Annotated in this window: 13 protein-coding genes; 8 read left to right on the forward strand and 5 right to left on the reverse strand. The window is 58.8% G+C overall.

Annotated features, from left to right (window positions below):
* Window positions 1-66: 66 nt before the first annotated feature.
* Window positions 67-2,868, reverse strand: coding sequence for a response regulator (locus AHA_RS12265; protein ID WP_011706261.1), 2,802 nt, complete (start codon window positions 2,866-2,868; stop codon window positions 67-69).
* A 154-nt stretch (window positions 2,869-3,022) separates the two neighbouring features.
* Here AHA_RS12265 and trxC point away from each other — a divergent pair, with 154 nt between their 5' ends.
* On the forward strand, window positions 3,023-3,451 hold the full coding sequence (gene trxC, locus AHA_RS12270) for a thioredoxin TrxC (RefSeq protein ID WP_011706262.1): 429 nt from the start codon (window positions 3,023-3,025) through the stop codon (window positions 3,449-3,451).
* 165 nt (window positions 3,452-3,616) lie between these two features.
* A complete protein-coding gene (locus tag AHA_RS12275) occupies window positions 3,617-5,005 on the forward strand; it encodes an SLC13 family permease (protein ID WP_011706263.1) in 1,389 nt (462 codons plus the stop codon).
* A 252-nt stretch (window positions 5,006-5,257) separates the two neighbouring features.
* On the opposite strand, the gene AHA_RS12280 is transcribed toward AHA_RS12275, so the two are convergent.
* Window positions 5,258-7,732, reverse strand: coding sequence for a glycogen/starch/alpha-glucan phosphorylase (locus AHA_RS12280; RefSeq protein WP_011706264.1), 2,475 nt, complete (start codon window positions 7,730-7,732; stop codon window positions 5,258-5,260).
* Between the two features lie 385 nt (window positions 7,733-8,117).
* Complete coding sequence (locus AHA_RS12285; RefSeq protein WP_164927659.1) at window positions 8,118-8,315, reverse strand: DUF4250 domain-containing protein; 198 nt, start codon at window positions 8,313-8,315, stop codon at window positions 8,118-8,120.
* 233 nt (window positions 8,316-8,548) lie between these two features.
* Between AHA_RS12285 and AHA_RS12290 the strand changes: the two genes are divergently transcribed.
* Window positions 8,549-9,037: a cell division inhibitor gene (locus tag AHA_RS12290; RefSeq protein ID WP_164927660.1), complete on the forward strand. Its 489-nt coding sequence runs from the start codon at window positions 8,549-8,551 to the stop codon at window positions 9,035-9,037.
* Window positions 9,038-9,456: 419 nt separating this feature from the next.
* Here AHA_RS12290 and AHA_RS12295 read toward each other — a convergent pair whose 3' ends face one another.
* Window positions 9,457-10,980, reverse strand: a complete 1,524-nt coding sequence (locus AHA_RS12295; protein WP_164927661.1) for a fumarate hydratase — start codon at window positions 10,978-10,980, stop codon at window positions 9,457-9,459.
* Between the two features lie 248 nt (window positions 10,981-11,228).
* Here AHA_RS12295 and pabB point away from each other — a divergent pair, with 248 nt between their 5' ends.
* From pabB to AHA_RS12310, 3 genes are all read left to right on the forward strand, one after another.
* Window positions 11,229-12,563, forward strand: a complete 1,335-nt coding sequence (pabB, locus tag AHA_RS12300; protein WP_164927797.1) for an aminodeoxychorismate synthase component 1 — start codon at window positions 11,229-11,231, stop codon at window positions 12,561-12,563.
* A 47-nt stretch (window positions 12,564-12,610) separates the two neighbouring features.
* Window positions 12,611-13,177 (forward strand): CoA pyrophosphatase, encoded by a 567-nt coding sequence (locus AHA_RS12305; RefSeq protein ID WP_011706269.1) that lies wholly within the window; start codon window positions 12,611-12,613, stop codon window positions 13,175-13,177.
* A 215-nt stretch (window positions 13,178-13,392) separates the two neighbouring features.
* Window positions 13,393-14,691: a serine/threonine transporter gene (locus AHA_RS12310; protein WP_011706270.1), complete on the forward strand. Its 1,299-nt coding sequence runs from the start codon at window positions 13,393-13,395 to the stop codon at window positions 14,689-14,691.
* A 420-nt stretch (window positions 14,692-15,111) separates the two neighbouring features.
* On the opposite strand, the gene sstT is transcribed toward AHA_RS12310, so the two are convergent.
* Window positions 15,112-16,362 carry a serine/threonine transporter SstT gene (gene sstT / locus AHA_RS12315; protein WP_011706271.1) on the reverse strand — a complete coding sequence of 417 codons (1,251 nt, stop codon included), beginning with the start codon at window positions 16,360-16,362 and terminating at the stop codon, window positions 15,112-15,114.
* Between the two features lie 337 nt (window positions 16,363-16,699).
* Here sstT and AHA_RS12320 point away from each other — a divergent pair, with 337 nt between their 5' ends.
* Entirely contained in the window at window positions 16,700-18,628 is a 1,929-nt protein-coding gene (locus AHA_RS12320; RefSeq protein WP_011706272.1) for a RecQ family ATP-dependent DNA helicase, read from the forward strand.
* Between the two features lie 565 nt (window positions 18,629-19,193).
* On the forward strand, window positions 19,194-21,116 hold the full coding sequence (locus AHA_RS12325; RefSeq protein WP_011706273.1) for a PrkA family serine protein kinase: 1,923 nt from the start codon (window positions 19,194-19,196) through the stop codon (window positions 21,114-21,116).
* The last annotated feature ends 15 nt before the right edge of the window (window positions 21,117-21,131 follow it).

Consider the following 21,131-nt stretch of genomic DNA (forward strand, 5'->3'; position numbering starts at 1 on the left):
GGGGCGATACGAGGGGGTCATGATAGCCTGAAGCAAGCGGCTTGAGAATTATTGCTATTTCACCTGTTACAACAAGCGATCATCACGCTGTCCGAAGCCGGCGTACGGTGTTTCATGCTGCTCCCCGGTGAGCAGAAAATGGGACACCTCCTCCCGGGTCAGACTGAACACCTGTTGCAACTGCTCCAGATCCTGCTCGGTCAGCTCCTCCTGCTGGCGCAACCGCCACTCCAGCTCACCGGCCATGATCTGTAGACGGGAGGCGGAAATATTGGCGGAAACCCCCTTGAGGGTATGCAGCAACCGGCAGGCGATATCGGGCTGCTGACGACGCAGGGCGGAGCGGATCTCCCACAGGTCGTCCTTGTGCTCCGACATGAACAGCTTGAACAGGATCTGCAGCGCCTCCTTGTCCTGCTCCAACCGCCTGAGAGCATCCTCCAGATCCAGCACTCCCATCAGATCGGGCGGTTTCACTTCGAGCGGCACCCGCCGCTCGCCGCTGGCACTCTTCACCCACTGCAGCAGGTTGTTGTAGAGATCGAGCTTGCTGACCGGCTTGGTGACATAGCCGTTCATGCCGACCCCGAGGCAACGCTCCCTGTCCCCCGGCATGGCGCTAGCGGTCAGTGCGATGATGGGAACATCGTGCTTGTCGACCATCTTGCGGATCTGGCGGGTGGCATCCAGCCCGTCCAGCACCGGCATCTGCAAGTCCATCAGGATCACGTCGAAAGGCTGCTCGGCCACCCGCTCGACCGCCTCCCGGCCGTTGCCCACCACGGTCACCAGAGCATCGACCCGGCGCAGGTATTCGATGATGAGCTGCTGGTTGACCCGGTTGTCCTCGGCCAGCAGTACCCGGATGCCTTGCAGCAGATCGCGAAAATGCTGCTGATCCCCCTGCGCCTCGGCCTGGCGGAACTGCTGATCGTGGGAGCTGCCGTTGAGCAGCTCGTCCACCTTGGCCAGCAGGGCATTTTCGGTCATCGGCTTGGGCAGGAAGTGGGTCAATCCCATGCTCTCCATCCGCCCATGCAGTCCCTCCTTGGCCCAGGCACTGGTCATCAGGATCGGCAGACGGCGCCACTGGCTGTGCTGATACATCTCGAGTGCCAGATCCAGCCCGTCTTCCTGCCCCATGCGCCAATCCAGAATGGCCAGCCGGATATTCTGCCCCTCTTCCCGCAGCACCTGGCGGGCCCGGGAGAGGCTGTTGACCGCCATCACCCTGGCTCCGGCCCGACCCAGGATATCCTTGGCCAGATCCAGCACCAGCTCGTTGTCATCCATCACCAGCACCAGCGGCTGATGTTCGAAGAAGACCCGACGCCCGGAGACGCCATAGACAGCCTTGGTCATGGGGATCTCGAACTGGAAGACCGAGCCCGTTCCCGGCTTGCTCTGCACCGTGATCCGGCCCCCCATCAGTTCGACCAGACGCTGGGAGATGTTCAGACCCAGCCCGGAGCCGCCGTATTTGCGGGTATTGCCTGCCTCCAGCTGGGTGAAGGGCTGGAACAGCTGGGCCTGTTTCTCCTCGGCGATGCCGATGCCGGTGTCACGCACGCTGAAACGCACCTGCATGGGGTGCTGGTTGACCAGGGTGATGGCTACTTCTACCTCGCCCCGCTCGGTAAACTTGATGGCGTTGTTGACCAGATTGACCAGCACCTGGCCGAGGCGCAGCGGATCGCCGCGCAGAAAATCCGGCACGGCCGGCGACTTGTTGATGATGACCTCGACCTGCTTGCGCTCGGCCAGGTCGGCAAACATGCCAGCCAGCGAGTCGATCTGCTCGCTCAGATCGAAGTCGATCTCCTCCAGGGTCAGCTTGCCGGACTCCACCTTGGTCAGATCCAGAATGTCGTTGATGAGCAGCAGCAGGGTATCCGACGAGGATTTGATCTTGCTGAGGTAATCCCGCTGCTGCTGATCCAGCTCGGTCTGCAGTGCCAGCGAGCTGAACCCGATGATGGCGTTCATGGGGGTGCGGATCTCGTGGCTCATGTTGGCCAGAAAATCGCTCTTGGCCTGGGCCAGCAAGCCGGTCTGGCGCGACAGCTCGCTCAGTTTCTGGTTGCGCCGCCACAGGGTCACCGCCACCAGCCCGAAACAGAGCATGGCCCCCCCCAATACCATCAGATAGAAGCGGCTCTTGAGGGAGGAGGCCTGCTCCATCTTGCTCTGCTTCCAGAGTGACAGCCCCTCCAGTTCGTGCATGTCGATCACCTGGTTGCGCAGCACGTGGTACTCCACCACCTGATGGCTGACGTCCTCGCTCAGCTGAGCCAGCCCTGCCACTACGGGATTGGAAGGATAGGCCGTCTTGAGGCGGCGCTGCAGGGCCTGCAGCCGCAGCTGCTCGCCCTTGTCCCAACTGCGCTTGAGGTAGTGACTGAGCTGGGCCAGCTCGGTCAGGTCGATGGCAAGCGGAGAGTCTGCCGGCAGGGTGGCAAGCAAGCCGTTGAGCTGTTTTTGAAAAGGCTGCTCTATGTACTCGATCGCCATCTCCATGGAATAAAGCTTGGCCAAGTCGAGCAAATAGCTGTCGATGTCGTGCAACAGGGATTGGGAGTGGGGATTGTCGGCAGAGTCTGGATCGTTGCGCACCTGACGCACGAAGCTGTCGAGGTTGCTCGACAACTGGTTGAGACGTTGCTGTACGTTGCCGTCGTTGGCCTTCTCGCGGCCAAGCAGATAGACGGTGTCGGTATTGACCCGGTTGAGGATCAACTCTGCGGCAACGCTGAGCTCGGAGGCCTTCTGCTGCTGGCTGAGCAGCTGCCAGCAATAGCCGGAAAACCCCAGCAGCGATACGATGATCAGGCTAAGCACAACACGATTGACCCGTGTCACATTATTCATCCCGTCTCGATTCTCATGTCATGGCCACGCATCCACCGACATCATGTCGACACAGGATAACTGGCTGTGAAAGATAACTGACTACTATGTTACCGTTACTCTGCCCTGTCAGCGCAATAAGATGTTGCAGGGCTTATGCATACAGGAATCAATTATGTCATTTATCACTACCTATTGTAGCCATTGCTTCACCAGGAACCGCCTGCCTGAAGAAAAAGTGGATTCAAACGCGAAATGCGGCCGCTGCAAGAGCGGGCTGTTCGCCACCACCCCGGTCAACGGCCAGGAGCAGCAGTTCGATACCCTGATCCAGTCTGACATCCCGGTCGTAGTCGACTTCTGGGCCAGCTGGTGCGGGCCATGCCTTCAATTTTCACCTGTTTTTCAACAAGTTGCTAGTGGACTTGAACCAAGACTCCGCTTCGTCAAGGTCGATACCGAGCAACAAGCCGCCATTGCCGCCCGTTACGCCATTCGCAGCATTCCCACCCTGATGGTCTTCAAGCAGGGCAAGATGCTGGCACAGCGCAGTGGCTCCCTTCCTCCCAGTCTGTTCAAGGAGTGGTTGCACAGCTTCATCTAGGCCACAAATGATACCGATATGTTTAATTTATGTTTATTTAATGTTTTCGTTTGCCTTGACTCTGTGAGTCCCGGCATGCTTTGACCAGTTCCCCCTGTTTCAAACGGGGGGATGAATGTAATCTCGGCAACACAACAACAACCATAAATTAACCGAGAGAACAATATGCACACATCTGCAGTACCCTCCACTACCCCATCACGCTGGCTGGACATCAAATCCGGGATCGTCATCCTGGATGTGTTGCTGCTCTGTGCCATGCTGGCCTGGCTCCCCTTTGACCCCAACGTCAACAAGGGGCTGGGGATCCTGGTCTTCATCGCCATCCTCTGGCTGACTGAAGCAGTCAACATCACCATCACGGCCCTCTCCATCCCGGTACTTGCCACCCTGCTCGGGGTCTTTGACATGAGCAAGTCGCTGACGGACTTTGCCAACCCGGTGCTGTTTCTGTTCTTCGGCGGCTTTGCACTGGCCGCTGCACTCTCCAAACAGGGGCTGGATACCCAGATCGCCGCCAAGGTGATGCAGCTTGCCAGGGGCCACCTCGGCTGGGCCGCCATCGTGCTCTTCACCATCACGGCCGCCCTCTCCATGTGGATCAGCAACACCGCCACCGCCGCCATGATGATGCCGCTGGCCCTCGGCATGCTGAAAGGTCTCGATGCCCACAAGGAGCGCCGCACCCTGGTCTTCGTCCTGCTGGGGGTCGCCTACAGCGCCAGCATCGGCGGCATCGGCACCCTGGTCGGCAGCCCGCCCAACGCCATCGCCGCCGCCCAGATGGGGCTGGGTTTCACCGACTGGATGAAGTTTGGCATCCCGGTGGTGCTCATCTTCATGCCGGTGGGCATCGGCCTGCTTTATATGGTGACCCGTCCCAACCTCTCCCATCAGGTCAGCACCGAGCAGGTCACCATCCAGTGGACTGGTCAACGCAAGATCACCTTGCTCATCTTCCTGACCACAGTACTGCTGTGGATCGGCTCCCAGCCCATTGCCAAGGCTCTGGGAGGCATTCCCCAGTTCGATACCCTGATTGCCATGGGCGCCATCGTGGCGATTGCCATCAGCCGGGTGGCCAGCTGGGATGACATCAACCAGAACACCGACTGGGGTGTGCTGATGCTGTTTGGTGGCGGCCTCACCTTAAGCGCCATCCTCAAACAGACCGGGGCCAACGCCTTCCTGGCGGAGCACCTCTCCAACGGTCTGGCCACCATGCCGATCTTCATCATCTTGCTCTGTCTGGCCGCGTTCGTGGTGTTCCTGACCGAGCTGGTCTCCAACACCGCCACTGCCGCCCTGCTGGTGCCGCTGTTTGCCGGGGTAGCCCAGGCGCTGGGTGTATCGCCCATCGTCGTCTCCGTGCTGATCGCCGTCGGTGCCTCCTGCGCCTTCATGCTGCCGGTGGCCACCCCGCCCAACGCCATCGTGTTCGCCAGCGGCCATATCAAGCAGCGTGAGATGATGCGGGCCGGCCTGGTGCTGAACCTGGTCTTCACCGTCATTCTGACCCTGCTCGCCTACTTCATGGGTGACATACTGCACTGATATGCCGAGTACCAAGGCCCCTGACGGGGCCTTTTTATTGGCTCTTCTGCATGCAGTCTCGGCCAGACGGCCCCCCTTCTCACCCAGTCACCACCTGTAACAGTCCCCTTCTCGACTAGAAGAGCCGTATTTTGACGGTTCTGGTTTGACGTTTCCCTCTGGGCTCTCTTTTCCGCGCAGCCTCCCACCAACAACCACCCACGTAAAATAAAAAACCCCCGCATGGCGGGGGTCTGCTGGTTTACCGTCTCATCAGCCGATGCTGCAGGGTTTCAGTTGCCAGATGCGATCCACATAGTCCTGGATGGAGCGATCGGAGTTGAATTTGCCCATGGTGGCCGAGTTGATGATGGCCTTCTTCGCCCACAGGGCCGGATCCCGATACCAGGTATCGATCAGCTTGTGGGCTTCCGAGTAGGAGGCGAAATCGGCCAGGGTCAGGTAGGGGTCCCCCCCTTCCAGCAAGGAACGCTTGATGGAGGAGAGCTCGCCCGGACGACCCGGCGTGAAGTAGTCAGTATCAAACCAGTCCAGCACGGCCTTGAGCTCGGAGTTGGCATAGTAGAAGTCGTACGGGTTGTAGCCGCGCCCCTTCAATGCCTTCACCTCGTCCACGTTCAGACCGAAGATGGCACAGTTCTCGGCTCCCGCCTCTTCGGCGATCTCGATGTTGGCGCCGTCCAGCGTACCGATGGTGATGGCACCGTTGAGCGCCATCTTCATGTTGCCGGTACCGGAGGCTTCATAGCCGGCGGTGGAGATCTGCTCGGAGACATCAGCCGCCGGGATCAGCTTCTCGGCCAGGCTGACGCGGTAGTTCGGCATGAACACCACTTTCAGCTTGCCCTGGATGCGCGCATCGTTGTTGACCCGCTCCGCCAGCTTGTTGATGGCGTAGATGATGTCTTTGGCCAGCTTGTAACCGGGCGCAGCCTTGGAGCCGAAGATGAACACCCGCGGATGCATGTCATAGTCGGGGTTGGCCAGCAGGCGACGGTAGAGCGCCATGATATGGATGAGGTTCAGCTGTTGACGCTTGTACTCGTGCAGACGCTTGATCTGGACGTCAAAGATCGCCTCCGAGCTCACCTCGATGCCGGTTTCGGCCTTGATCACCTTGACCAGCTTCTCCTTGTTGTGGCGCTTGATGGTCATGAACTGCTGCTGGAACGCCTTGTCGTCGGCAAACTTGACCACGCTGCGCAGCTTGTCGAGCTGCAGCGGCCACTCTTTGCCCACCACCTCGTTGTAAAGCTCGGCCAGTTCCGGGTTGCAAGCCAGCAGCCAGCGACGCGGGGTCACCCCGTTGGTGACGTTGCACATCTTCTGGGGCCACAACTCGGCATACTCGGGGAACAGGTCTTCCTTCACCAGTTTGGAGTGGATCTCGGCCACGCCGTTGACCTTGGAGGAGCCGATGACACACAGGTTACCCATGCGCACCTTGCGTACATCACCCTCTTCGATGATGGAGAGCTTGGCCTTGATGGCGTCGTTACCCGGCCACTTGGGCTCCACCAGCTCGCTCAGGAAGCGGGCGTTGATCTCGTAGATCACCTCAAGATGACGGGGCAGCACCTTCTCGAACAAACTGACCGACCACTTCTCCAGCGCTTCCGGCAGCAGGGTGTGGTTGGTGTAGGAGAAGACCTGATAGCTGATGGCCCAGGCCGCGTCCCAGGTCAGCCCCTCTTCGTCCACCAGCACCCGCATCAGTTCCGGGATGGCCACGGTGGGGTGGGTATCGTTGAGCTGGATGGCAATCTGGGCGGCAAAGTTGCTGAAATCGGCGCCATGCACCCGCTTGTAGCGACGCATGATGTCCTTGATGGAGCAGGCACAGAAGAAATACTGCTGGATCAGGCGCAGCTCTTTGCCCGCATCGGTCTCATCGTTCGGATAGAGCACCTTGGAGATGGTCTCGGCCTGGGCTTTCTCCGCCTGGGAATCGATATAGCCACCCGCGTTGAACACGTCCCAGTCAAAGAACTCGGAGGCGCGGGATTCCCACAGGCGCAGGATGTTGACGGTATGGCCGCCAAAGCCGACCACCGGGATATCCCAAGGCACCCCTTTGATCTTGCGGCCGGCGTGCCACACCTTCTTGAGGCCACCGTTGTCGCCAAAGACGGTCTCGACATAGCCATAGAGCGGGATCTCCTGCACGGACTCCGGGCGGCAGATCTCCCAGGGGTTGCCATATTCACGCCAGGAGTCGGGACGCTCAATCTGGCGGCCATCCTGAATTTCCTGACGGAACAGGCCGTGCTCGTAGTGAATACCATACCCGACTGCCGGGTAGTTCAGGGTCGCCAGGGAATCGATGAAGCAGGCGGCCAGACGGCCCAGACCGCCGTTGCCGAGCGCCATGTCGGGCTCTTGTTCACACAGATCGGTCAGTTCCAGACCGAGTTCACCCAGCGCCTCTTCGCAAACTTTGTACAGGGAGAGGTTGTGCAGGTTGTTGGAGGTCAAACGCCCCATCAGGAATTCAGCAGAGAGATAGTGAATCGCACGAGTATCTTTCTTGAAGTGGGTCTGCTGAGTGCGGGTCAGGCGCTCGTACACCTGTTCGTTGACGGCGGCTGCGGTCGCTTTCCACCACGCTTCTGGCGAGGCTTTCTGTTCGCTTGTACCCAAGGTAGAACGCAGGTGACGCACGATACTCGCCTTGAGCTGATCTTTATCCAGTTGGAGATCCTGGTCTGTCTTCTTCTTGGTAGCCATAAACCATTTCCTTCGTTACAGAATAATAAATTGTTATCCCATCAGGGACCGGCGCTGTTGTTATCTCAGAATATGTTCCGGCGTGGGCATACTAGCTAAAGCCGATGGTTTAAAAGTTAACGCAAGTCACACTTTAACGCATAAAAATGACAGTTCAAGCTTGAAAACCCTTTCCTGAAACCTGCCATTATGAATCTTTAATTTCATTAAAAATCATACAGTTAATATCTTCATGAAAATATAAATACGTGAATAGGTTTTCAATGATTGCCAAGTGCTGAAAATCCTTGAAAATAACTGAAAATTCAGCGCACATTGAAAACGATTTCAATGTGCGCCGTTCATGAAAAGCAAAGACCAAGGCTGTTCGGTTGATTTCTGCGGGTCAACCATGGGCTTTGAACTGGTTGCTTATGGGGTCATAGTGATAGCCTATCTGCAATAAGCGGGTAGCCAGCTGATCTTCCGTCATGTCGTAGTAGGCCAACAACTCTTCCAGCCCGTCACACTCCAGCCGCAGCTTCTCATTGATGATCCCGAGCAGGATATTGGCATCCAGTCGTTGCAAGGTGCTGACGTCCATCTCATCTCTCCTCTGTGCAAGACATACTGTATAACCATGGGCGTCCCCTCCTGCTTTGTCCATAGGCTAAAAAACACCCACCGCCAACATTAAATAAATAACCTTTGTAATCAACAATATAGATTGAATCACTGCCAATTCGATCACATTTTAGAGCACAAATGGCTTGTCACTGACACCAACAGCAACTACTGTATGTGTATACAGCATGGTTATTCATACAGGACAAACATATGAGCCAGCCCATGAGTCAGCACCCAATCACCACCTCAGCCGGTATGAGCAATCCTTGGCCCACCCGGCATCAAGGCAACATGGATGATGAGCGTTATAGCGCAACGATTGCCCATGAAGCCCCGCTGCTTGATGAGCTGGTGAGACTGAGCCATGGCGATACCGGCTGGATCCTGTTGATTGCGCCACCCGGCCTGCCAATAGCCAAGCAGCTGCAGGCACAGGGGATCAATCCCGCCAGAGTATTGGTGCTGCACAGCCCCAAGATCAAAAACTGGCAACGTACGCTGGAACAGAGTCTGGGCAACGGCCGCTGCGCCGCCGTGCTGACCTGGCTGCCGGAGCAGGTCATGCTGGATCGCGCCAAGTTGAGCAAGTTGGGGCAACGCTGCGGGGTACTGACCCGTTTCTTCGAGCCGGCCGCATCCTCTCCTGTCCACAGTGGTTCACTGGTCTATGGCGGGCAAGATGTCTATCTCAACCACTGACAGGTGCCAAGAGTGCGAGGAGACGCCTTCTAGGATTGGCTGCTGAGTTGAACGGGCTTTTCGGTAAGCGCTGAACAGCCCAGCAATCACTGAGTGACAAGAGCCTTGCAGCCATCAGGCAAGTGCCAGCCGACAGACGGAAGTGGAAGCCGACATGAAAGCAAGGTGCAGAGCCCCTCGCACTGAGCACAGTTGGCAGTTGGCAGTTGGCAGTTGGCAGTTGGCAGTTGGCAGTTGGCGCTAATGCGACTGCACGCAAGCCAAAAGAGAAGGCGACCCTGGGGTCGCCTTCGTTTTGTCTGCTATGGCTGCAGCGGTATAACGGTGGTATCGATAACTGTCACGCGCCGTGTCCGTTCACACTGAGCTTCGAGACAAGTCTCAAGAGCACGCGTGAACAGCCATCAAACAGCTTTCGCTCACGCCAGCTTGCCGTCGAGCTCGGCAATCTTGGCAGACCAGTAAGCCGGGCCTGTCTCATGGATATTGTTGCCTTGAGAGTCAACCGCCACAGTCACCGGCATGTCTTCCACCTCGAACTCATAGATGGCTTCCATACCCAGGTCGGCAAAGGCCACTACCCGCGCCTTCTTGATCGCCTTGGCCACCAGATAGGCGGCGCCGCCGACGGCCATCAGATAGACAGCCTGGTGCTGCTTGATGCTCTCGACCGTCTTGAGGCCTCGCTCGGATTTACCGATCATGCCGATGAGGCCAGTTTCTCCCAGCATCATGTCGGTGAACTTGTCCATCCGGGTGGAGGTGGTCGGGCCGGCTGGACCGACCACTTCGTCACGCACGGCATCGACCGGGCCGACGTAATAGATGAAGCGGTTGGTGAAGTCGACCCCTTCCGGCAGCCCCTCGCCTTTTTTCAGCATGTCGGCAATACGTTTGTGAGCGGCGTCGCGACCGGTCAGGATCTTGCCGGAGAGCAGCACGGTATCCCCGCTCTTCCAGCTGGCAAGCTCTGCCTTGGTGATGCCGTCGACATTGACACGGCGCACGTTGCCGCCGGCCGAGCGGGTGATCTCCGGCCAATCTTCCAGCTTCGGCGGAGTCAGCTCGGCCGGGCCGGAGCCGTCCAGTTCGAAGTGCACGTGACGGGTCGCCGCGCAGTTGGGGATCATCACCACCGGCTTGGAAGCGGCGTGGGTCGGCGCAGATTTCACCTTCACATCCAGCACGGTAGTGAGACCGCCGAGCCCCTGGGCACCGATCCCCAGCTTGTTGACCTTGTCATAGAGCTCGACCCGCAGCTTCTCTTCGGTGGTTTGCGGGCCACGGGCGATCAGCTCCTGAATGTCGATATGCTCCATCAAGGCTTCTTTGGCCAGTACAGCCGCCTTCTCGGCTGTACCGCCGATGCCGATCCCCAGCATGCCGGGTGGACACCAGCCGGCGCCCATGGTCGGCACAGTTTTGAGCACCCACTCGACCACGTCGTCGGAGGGGTTGAGCATCACCATCTTGGACTTGTTCTCGGAGCCGCCGCCCTTGGCCGCGATGCTCACTTCCACCTTGTCACCCGGGATCATGTCGATGTGCACCACGGCCGGGGCGTTGTCCTTGGTGTTCTTGCGACTGCCGGCAGGGTCGGCCAGCACGGAGGCGCGCAGCGGGTTGTCCGGATTGGTGTAGGCACGGCGGGTGCCCTCGTCCACCATCTCCTGCACCGTCATGTCGCTGTCCCACTGCACCTGCATGCCGATCTTGACGAAGCAGGTGACGATGCCGGTATCCTGACACAGGGGGCGATGCCCTTCGGCAGACATGCGGGAGTTGATCAGGATCTGGGCCAGGGCATCCTTGGCGGCCGGGTTGATCTCGCGGTCATAGGCTGCCTTGGCGGCCTGCACGAAATCGAGGGGGTGGTAGTAGGAGATGTACTGCAGGGCGTCGGCGATGGAATCGATAAAATCCTGTTTTTTAATGATGCTCATATCATCCTCACTGGTCCTTGTCTCCGGCTCGATGCAGAGCAAGGGCTTCCATATGAGCCGTGCTTCGGTGGGGTGGTGCCAGGCGGCTTGCCTGTCGGCCCGATAAGACAACGGCGTGTTTTTTCTAAAAATTCCGGCGGCTATGATACGCTTGCCACCCCCGTACCGGCTAGGGAGCAGGCTGTAAACTGTTGCCTGTGTAACAAAAAATGAAACCAACGCTGCATATCCACCATTTTGATCACCAGATGGCGCTCCATGCCCTGTTCGCACGCCTTCATCATCTGCCCTGGGCCATGTTGCTGGAATCCGCCGGCCCGCTGGGAGCGGACAACGGCTTTGACATCATCACCGCCGATCCGCTGGCCACTTTGCAGACCGAGGGAGCGCTGACCCGCATCGCGCAGGGAGATCAGCACGAATCCCGTGAAGATGATCCGTTGATGCTGCTGGCCCAACGCCAACACGCCCTGCTGGGAGAGGTCATCAATCAAGCGACGCCCCTGCCCTTCATCGGCGGAGCACTCGGCCTGTTTGGTTATGATCTGGGCCGCCGTTTCGAGCGTCTGCCGAGCCTGGCCGCCCGTGACGTGACCATCCCGGACATGGCGGTCGGCATCTATGACTGGGCCCTGCTGCGGGACGTGGCAACGGGCCAGTGGCAACTGGTGCACTGGGGCGATGAAGCCGGTCTTGCCCGCCGCCTGCAGTGGCTTGAGGCGCAGCAGGCCACCGCCACTGAGCCCTTTGCGCTTCAGGGAAAATGGCAGAGCAACATGAGCCGCGCGCAATACGGTGACAAGTTTGCCAAGGTCCAGGCCTATCTGGCCGCCGGGGACTGCTATCAGATCAACCTGACCCAACGCTTCAGCGCACCCTATCGGGGCGACGAGTGGCAGGCCTATCAGGCACTGTCACAGGCTAATCGCGTCCCCTTCTCGGCCTTCCTGCGCTTGCCGAAAGGGGCCATATTGAGCCTCTCCCCCGAGCGTTTCCTGTTGCTCGACCAGCGCCATATCGAGACCAAGCCCATCAAGGGCACCCGCCCGCGGCTGGCCGACCCAGCGCTGGATCAGGCCAGCGCCCTCGAGCTGGCTGGCGCCGACAAGGACAGATCGGAGAATTTGATGATCGTGGATCTGCTGCGCAACGACATCGGCCGGGTGAGTCGACCCGGCTCGGTCAGCGTGCCCAGCCTGTTTGCGGTAGAGTCCTTTCCGGCGGTGCATCACCTGGTGTCCACCATCCACGGCGAGCTAGATGCGCAGTGGCAGGCGGTGGACCTGCTGCGCGCCTGTTTCCCCGGCGGCTCCATCACCGGCGCCCCCAAGATCCGGGCCATGGAGATCATCGAAGAGCTGGAGCCCCAGCGGCGCAACGCCTACTGCGGCAGCATCGGCTATCTGAGCCAGCATGGCCGGATGGATACCAGCATCTGCATCCGCACCCTGATCGCCGCACAGGGCCAGCTCCACTGCTGGGCCGGTGGCGGCGTCATTGCCGACTCCGACGTGGACGACGAATATCAGGAAACCTATGACAAGGTGGCCCGCATTCTGCCGCTGCTGGACACACTGCGTTGAAAACCTGACAAAATGGATCACAGCAACTGGAGCGAAGAAGAATCGAGATGGAACGTGCCGAACTGCTGACCCGCTTTTTATTGCAACGCCCTGCCCCCGCCCACCGGCTGACGGTGGCCGGGCTCAAGCCCGCCGCCGTGCTGCTGCCGCTGGTCGAGCGGGCCGACGGCCTGCAACTGCTGCTGACCCGACGCAGCCCGCACCTGCGCCACCACGCAGGGCAGATAAGCTTCCCCGGCGGCAGGCAGGATCCGGACGACCGGGACTTGATCCACACGGCGCTGCGGGAAACCCAGGAAGAGCTCGGCATCGTCCCTGCCCAGATAGAGGTGCTGGGCACCCTCACGCCCCTCAACACCGTCTCCCAATACGACGTGCTGCCGGTGCTGGGGCTGGTCACGGCCGACTATCAGCTCACCCTGAGCCGGGACGAGGTCGACCAGGCTTTTGAGGTGCCGCTCAACCACCTGCTGGATCCACGCCACCATATCGCACTCACCATTCCCAGAGCCGATCACCTGCACACCATCTACTGGATCCCCTGGCAGCACCACTTCATCTGGGGCGCCACCGCCAGCATGATCCGCCAACTCTCTCGGCAACTTGCCATATAACATTTTGCCTACAAAAGATTGTGCAACATTCGTGCATTAACATTAAACTAACGTAGGTTTTTATAAAAAATAATTGATTAATTCTTCTTTCGATCACATTTCCACAAAAGAATGCGGGTTTGAGCCCCATAAAGGTGAATTTGATCAACATTTTTGATTAAAAAAACCGTATCCTTGCGCCGATTCAATAAAAACCACAATTCGGGGTGAGACACATGTCTAATACTGTCACCGGCGCACAGGACGTTGCGACCTCACAGGAGCAAGGAACCCGCTCCATCCAATCACGTGGTTGGACCAAACAAGACACCAGCTGGGTGATCAGCCTGTTCGGCACCGCCGTCGGCGCCGGCATTCTGTTTTTGCCCATCAACGCCGGCATGGGTGGCTTCTGGCCACTGGTGGTGATGGCGCTGCTGGTTGGCCCCATGACCTACCTGGCCCACCGCGGCCTCGCCCGCTTCGTACTCTCCTCCAGCAGACCCGATGCCGACATCACGGAAGTGGTGGAAGAGCACTTCGGCGTGGGAGCCGGCAAATTAATCACCCTGCTCTACTTCTTCGCCATCTACCCCATCGTGCTGATCTACGGGGTGGGCATCACCAACACGGTTGAGAGCTTCATGGTCAACCAGTTGCAGATGACGGCACCCCCGCGCTGGATCCTCTCCATCGTGCTGATCATGGGCATGATGTCGGTGATGCTGGCCGGTGAAAAACTGATGCTGAAGGTGACCGAGTTCCTGGTCTACCCGCTCATCGCCATCCTGGTGGGGATCTCCTTCTACCTGATCCCGGACTGGACCGGCGCGGCCCTCTCCCAGATGCCGTCCGGCAAGGACTTTGCCATCACCCTGTGGCTGACCATTCCGGTGCTGGTGTTCTCCTTCAACCACAGCCCGGCCATCTCCAGCTTCTCGCTGGCCCAGCGCCGCGATCACGGCGAGCACGCGGTCGAGAAGTCTGACGCCATCCTCAAGCGCACCGCCACCATCCTGCTCGGCTTCGTGATGTTCTTCGTCTTCTCCTGCGTGATGAGCCTGACCCCGGCGCAACTGGCAGAAGCCAAGTCCCAGAACATCGCCGTGCTCTCCTACCTGGCCAACCAGCACGCCAGCCCCATCATCTCCTACTTCGGCCCGCTGGTGGCATTCGTGGCCATCGTCTCCTCCTTCTTCGGCCACTACCTGGGGGCCCGTGAAGGCCTGAAGGGGATGATCGTCCAGAACCTGCGCAAATCCGGCAAGGAGCCGAACCACAAGAAGGTCGAGATGTTTATCATCGCCTTCTTCATCCTGACCCTGTGGGGTACCGCGGTGATCAACCCCTCCATCCTCGGCATGATCGAGTCGATGGGCGGCCCCATCATCGCCACTATCCTGTTCATCATGCCGATGTACGCCATCAAGCGCGTGCCGGCCATGGCTAAGTATCAGGGCCATATCAGCAACGTCTTCGTGGCTGTGATGGGAATGACGGCCATCTCCGCCATCCTCTACCAACTGCTCGGCTGACACTCGGCCATGCCAGCAAACATGCCAGCCGGGTAACCGGCTGGCATTTTTTATGGTGCCAACAGCAGCAGATGATGACTCTCCTGTAGGCGAGCATGCACAGGCATGTTGGCCGGCAAACCACTCGCCAAATACCGGCCCTGCTCCCCATCCCTCCTATTCCCCTCATATCTCGTCATCCCCCCCGAACGGCAACCGGCAATTGGCTAGCCCGTAACGCGTGCAGCTTATACAAGCCGGTGTCACGCAGCCTGCCTGACCATGCGTTCATCCAGGCTCTTGATGCGCCTGCGGTATTCACTGCAGCCTGCTCCCCTCATCTCACGAAGATGCGGACCGGACCAGACCAGCCCCCAGATCACCAGACCATAAAAAACGCCCTCGAATGAGGGCGTTTTCAGTGCGGTGAAGACGGTGCTATCAGGCTTCGCTATTGGGCACCGGCGCGGCATCCAGCAGGGTTTCATCTTCGGCCATGCAGGCCGCGGCGGTGAACAGCACGTCGGTGGAGCTGTTCAGGGCAGTCTCTGCAGAATCCTGCAGTACCCCGATGATGAAGCCCACGGCTACCACCTGCATGGCGATGTCGTTGCTGATACCAAACAGGCTGCACGCCAGCGGGATCAGCAGCAGGGAGCCGCCGGCCACGCCGGACGCACCGCAGGCACTGATGGTGGCGACCACGGAGAGCAGAATGGCGGTGGCCAGATCAACTTCCATCCCCAGAGTGTGAACCGCCGCCATGGAGAGCACGGTGATGGTGATGGCGGCACCGGCCATGTTGATGGTGGCACCCAGCGGGATGGAGACCGCATAGGTGTCTTCCGGCAGGCGCAGCTTCTCGGCCAGCGCCATGTTGACCGGGATGTTGGCGGCGGAGCTGCGGGTAAAGAAGGCGGTCACGCCGCTCTCTTTCAGGCAGGTCAGCACCAGCGGATAGGGGTTGCGCTTGATCTTCCAGAACACGATCAGCGGGTTGACCACGAAGGCGATGAACAGCATGCAGCCGATCAGCACCACCAGCAGTTGGGCATAGCCGAACAGGGCGTCAAAGCCGGTCTCGGCCAGGGTGGAGGCAACCAGGCCCAGAATGCCGAGCGGCGCGCAGCGGATCACCGCTTTCACGATGGTGGAGACGCCGTGGGACAGGTCGGTGATCACCGCCTTGGTCCCCTCGCTGGCGTGGCGCATGGCGATGCCAAGGCCGATGGCCCAGGCCAGAATGCCGATGTAGTTGGCATCCAGCAGCGCCTTGACCGGGTTGGTCACCACGTTGAACAGCAGGGTCTGCAGTACCTCGGTGATGCCGCCCGGCGGGGTGATCTCGGCACTGTTGGCCACCAGATGCAGGTTGGAGGGGAACAGGAAGCTGGCCACGACGGCAACCGCAGCAGCCAGGAAGGTACCCAGCAGATAGAGCAGCAGGATCGGTTTCATGTTGGTCTTCTGGCCCTGCTTGTGGCCGATGATCGCCGCCATGACCAGTACAAAGACCAGCAGCGGGGCGACCGCCTTCAGGGCGCCGACGAACAGGCTGCCGAGCAGACCCGCCGTTTTGGCCCATTCCGGCATGAACATGGCAAGGAGGATACCGAAGACCAGACCGACCAGGATCTGGCTAACCAGGCTGGTACTGTTGACCAGTCTTACGAGGGGGTGTTGTTGTGTCATCAAATAGTCCCTGAGCACCGAAGTGCGTGAATCATTAGTCCTGTTGGCAACCGCTACGCCAGGCGACACCCATGTCACGGCTGGCGTCATCTGCCCCGGCAAGCCTTCTGTTGAGCCTGTCCGGTAACACACGGGGTTGCGGACAAGGAATATCCCATCTGCAACCGCTTTTTTCCATATAATCACTGAAAAATATCCGGTTTACCTCACAAAAAAACCACAACAATGCGATAACACAATATCAACAGCATTCAAATGGATGCCGTTTTCCCTCGCTTGGCCATCCAGACACTCCCCGGCGGTGGTATCATGACGGTTTTTGTGCTGGAGCCCTGCCATGATCTCATCCCTGTTGACCCGTCACTTCGGCTTCGATCGGTTAAGACCGGGACAGGAGGCGGTGATCAGCCGATTACTGGCTGGCCAGAGTGCCGCCGCCATCTTCCCCACCGGCTCCGGCAAGTCCCTCTGTTATCAGTTGCCGGCGCTTGCCCTGCCCCATCTGACCCTGGTGATCTCGCCGCTGATCGCGCTGATGCACGATCAGCTCGCCTTCCTTCGCAGCAAAGGGATCGCCGCCGCCACCCTCGACTCGAGCCTGACGCCGGAAGAGAGCCGCCGGGTGATGCAGCAGGCCAGCGATGGCCAGCTCAAGATCCTGATGATCTCGGTAGAGCGGCTCAAGAACGAACGCTTTCGCCGTTTCATCCAGCAGGTGCCGCTGTCGATGTTGGTGGTGGACGAGGCCCACTGCATTTCGGAGTGGGGCCACAACTTTCGCCCCGATTATCTCAAGCTGCCGGATTACCGCCGTGAATTGCAGATCCCGCAGGTGTTGCTGTTGACGGCCACCGCCACTCCGGCGGTCATGGCCGACATGCAGGCCAAATTCGAGATCGAGGATGAGGGGCTCATCGTCACCGGCTTTTATCGCGCCAACCTGGACTTGGCCGTGGTACCGCTGCCTGACGAGGCTCGCGATGGTTGGCTGCATGTCGAGCTGGCTCGTGACCCCGCCGCACCGACCATCATCTATGTCACCCTGCAGCACACCGCAGAGCAGTGCGCCGCCCGCTTGCAACAAGCCGGGATCAAGGCGCGCGCCTATCACGCCGGGCTCGATGCCACCCTGCGCAGCCAGATCCAGCACGACTTCATGGCCGGCAAGCTGGACTGCATCGTGGCAACCATCGCCTTCGGCATGGGGATCGACAAGGCCGATATTCGCCGGGTGATCCATTACGATCTGCCCAAATCCATCGAAAACTACAGTCAGGAGATAGGCCGCGCCGGCCGGGATGGTCTGCCTTCCCGCTGCATGGTACTGGCCAATCACAGCCAGTTGCCGGTGCTGGAAAACTTCGTCTATGGCGACACCCCGGACAGAGCGGCCATCGTCACCTTGCTCGAGATCCTGCAACAAAGCGGCAGCGAGTGGGAATTTGGTTTGCTGCGCCTCTCCAACGACACCAATATCCGCCAACTGCCGCTCAAGACCCTGCTGGTCTACCTGGAGATGGCGGGCATCATAGCGCCGGCCTACAGCTATTTTGCCGAGTACCGCTTCAAGTTCGTGCTGGACAAGGCCGACATCCTGGCCCGGTTCAATCCGGCGCGACGCCAGTTTCTGGAGCAAGTATTCGCCAGTGCCCCACTGGCGCGCAGCTGGTGCACCATGGACTTCGAGGCGCTCTGGCAAGGTTATCAGGGAGAGCGGTCGCGAGCCGCTGCCGCGCTGGATTATCTGCAGCAGCAAGGCTGGATTGAGCTGGAGAGCAAGCAGATGACCGAGGTCTATCGGGTGCTGCAACAAGATCTGGACATAGCAACGCTGGCCGATCAGCTGCACGGACTGTTTGAAAAGAAAGAGCAAAGCGAGCTGGCGCGTCTGCAGGCATTGCTGGGGTTCTTTACCTCCAGCAGTTGCCTGAGCCATGAGCTGGCCCGCTACTTTGCCGATCAGGCCGCGCCCACCCATTGCGGGCACTGCTCGGTTTGTCGGGGAGAGGTGGCGCAGCTTCCCTCCTTACCCAGCCGGACACTCCCCAATGAACAGGGGCTCAGAGCCTGGTGCGAGCCACTGGTGGCCCTGTGTCACAGCCGGGATCCCCGCATCCTGACGCGTTTCCTGTGCGGCATCACCACCCCGCTCACCACCCGGCTCAAGGCCAGAAGCCTGGCTGGATTCGGCCAGCTGGCGTCCCACCCCTTTGCCGATGTACTGACGGCCGTATCCAACATTTATGCCGCTCGCCAACAGGAATAAGCGGCCTAAACATCGGTTGGAGCCCAAAAAAATAAGACCCTCGCATCTGCGAGGGTCAAGCCAACGGAAACGTGCTTAAACAGAGCTTTGTATCAGCAACCAGCCACTCTCTTGCTAAAGCGCTGACTGCCTGACACAGGGCCAATCTAGAGCAGTCGCAATGTAGCGTCAATGTAAAAATTAGAGCTAAAACACCAAACAAAACACTTTCCGTGCACGTAAACGTAATGCCAGTTCATCTCATCTACGCCCTGCCCCTTGCCCCGTCTGTGCTGCAGCCAGTCTCCCAAATAAACGCGATGTCATTTCCATTTTCTGACAAACATTTATTTTTTATGTCTTTGACATTTACCTCACTATCGTGGCAAAAATAATTTAACAGTCAGTAACATAGGTGTGTCACTGATTGCGCCTTCCCGCATTGGGTCGGGAAGTACCCTTGCAAATTTAAACCAATAGTTGGTGATGGATTACTGGGGGCTGTTGACTAGGCTTAATGAGGTAAACAGAACAAAAGTAGTGATCCACTCTTTTCAGGGTAAGCGACTATAACGAGGGCAAAGTTATGGGCATCTTCGAGCATTATCAACAGCGATATGAGAAAGCCAGGGAAGAGGAATACACCATCCAGGAATTTCTGGATATGTGTAAGCAGGACAAATCCTGCTACGCCTCCGCCGCCGAGCGTTTGCTGGTCGCCATCGGCGAACCGGAAATGATCGACACCTCGGTCAACCCCAGACTCAGTCGCCTTTTCTCCAACCGCGTCGTGGCACGCTATCCCGCCTTCAAAGATTTCTACGGCATGGAAGAGGCCATCGAACAGATTGTCTCCTATCTCAAGCACTCCGCTCAGGGCCTGGAAGAGAAGAAGCAGATCCTCTATCTGCTGGGGCCGGTTGGCGGTGGTAAATCCTCGCTGGCAGAGAAGCTCAAATCCCTGATGCAGAAGGTGCCTGTCTATCGCATCAAGGGGTCACCGGTCAACGACCACCCCTTCTGCCTGTTCGACATCGAAGAAGATGGCGAAATTCTGGAGAAGGAGTACGGCATCCCGCGCCGTTATCTGCGCCCCATCATGTCCCCCTGGGTCGCCAAACGACTGCACGAGTTTGGTGGCGACATCACAAAGTTCAAGGTGGAGAAGGTCAATCCCTCCATCCTCGACCAGATCGCCATCGCCAAGACCGAACCGGGTGATGACAACAACCAGGACATCTCCTCGCTGGTCGGCAAGGTGGATATCCGCATGCTGGAGCACTTTGCCCAGGATGATGCCGACGCTTACTCCTACTCGGGCGCGCTGTGCAAGGCCAACCAGGGGATCATGGAGTTCGTCGAGATGTTCAAGGCGCCCATCAAGGTGCTGCACCCGCTGCTGACCGCCACTCAGGAAGGCAACTACAACGGGACCGAGGGGCTCTCCGCCCTGCCCTTCGACGGCATCCTGCTGGCCCACTCCAACGAATCCGAATGGCAGCAGTTCCGCAACAACAAGAACAACGAGGCTTTCCTCGACCGGGTCTATATCGTCAAGGTGCCTTACTGCCTGCGCGTCTCCGAAGAGGTGAAGATCTACGAGAAGCTGCTGGTCAACAGCGAGCTGACCGATGCCAAGTGCGCCCCCGGCACCCTCGAACTGCTGGGCCAGTTCTCCGTGCTGTCACGCCTCAAGGAGCCGGAAAACTCGAGCCTCTACTCCAAGATGCGGGTCTATGATGGCGAGAGCCTCAAAGACACGGATCCCAAGGCGAAAAGCTATCAGGAGTATCGCGACTACGCCGGGGTGGACGAAGGGATGAATGGCCTGTCGACCCGCTTCGCGTTCAAGATCCTCTCCCGCGTCTTCAACTTCGACCACGCGGAAGTGGCAGCCAACCCGGTGCACCTCTTCTATGTGCTGGAGCAGCAGATCGAGCGCGAGCAGTTCCCGCAAGAGCTGCATGATCGCTACCTTGAGTTCATCAAGGGCTATCTGACCCCGCGCTATGTGGAGTTCATCGGCAAAGAGATCCAGACCGCCTACCTCGAGTCCTACTCCGAGTACGGTCAGAACATCTTCGACCGCTACGTCACCTACGCCGATTTCTGGATCCAGGATCAGGAGTACCGTGACCCCGAGACCGGCCAGCTGTTTGACCGCGCATCGCTCAACAGCGAGCTGGAGAAGATTGAGAAACCCGCCGGGATCAGCAACCCGAAAGATTTCCGCAACGAAATCGTCAACTTCGTGCTGCGTGCCCGGGCCAACAATGCAGGCCGTAACCCCAACTGGACCAGTTACGAGAAGCTGCGCACCGTGATCGAGAAGAAGATGTTCTCCAACACGGAAGAGCTGCTGCCGGTTATCTCCTTCAACAGCAAAACCTCAGCCGAGGAGCAGAAGAAGCACGATAACTTTGTCGAACGGATGATGGAGAAAGGCTACACCCGCAAACAGGTGCGACTGCTCTCCGAATGGTATCTCAGGGTACGCAAGTCATCCTGACCCTGACTGTTCAAG

It is taken from the genome of Aeromonas hydrophila subsp. hydrophila ATCC 7966, from assembly GCF_000014805.1.
Taxonomy (GTDB): Bacteria; Pseudomonadota; Gammaproteobacteria; order Enterobacterales; family Aeromonadaceae; genus Aeromonas; species Aeromonas hydrophila.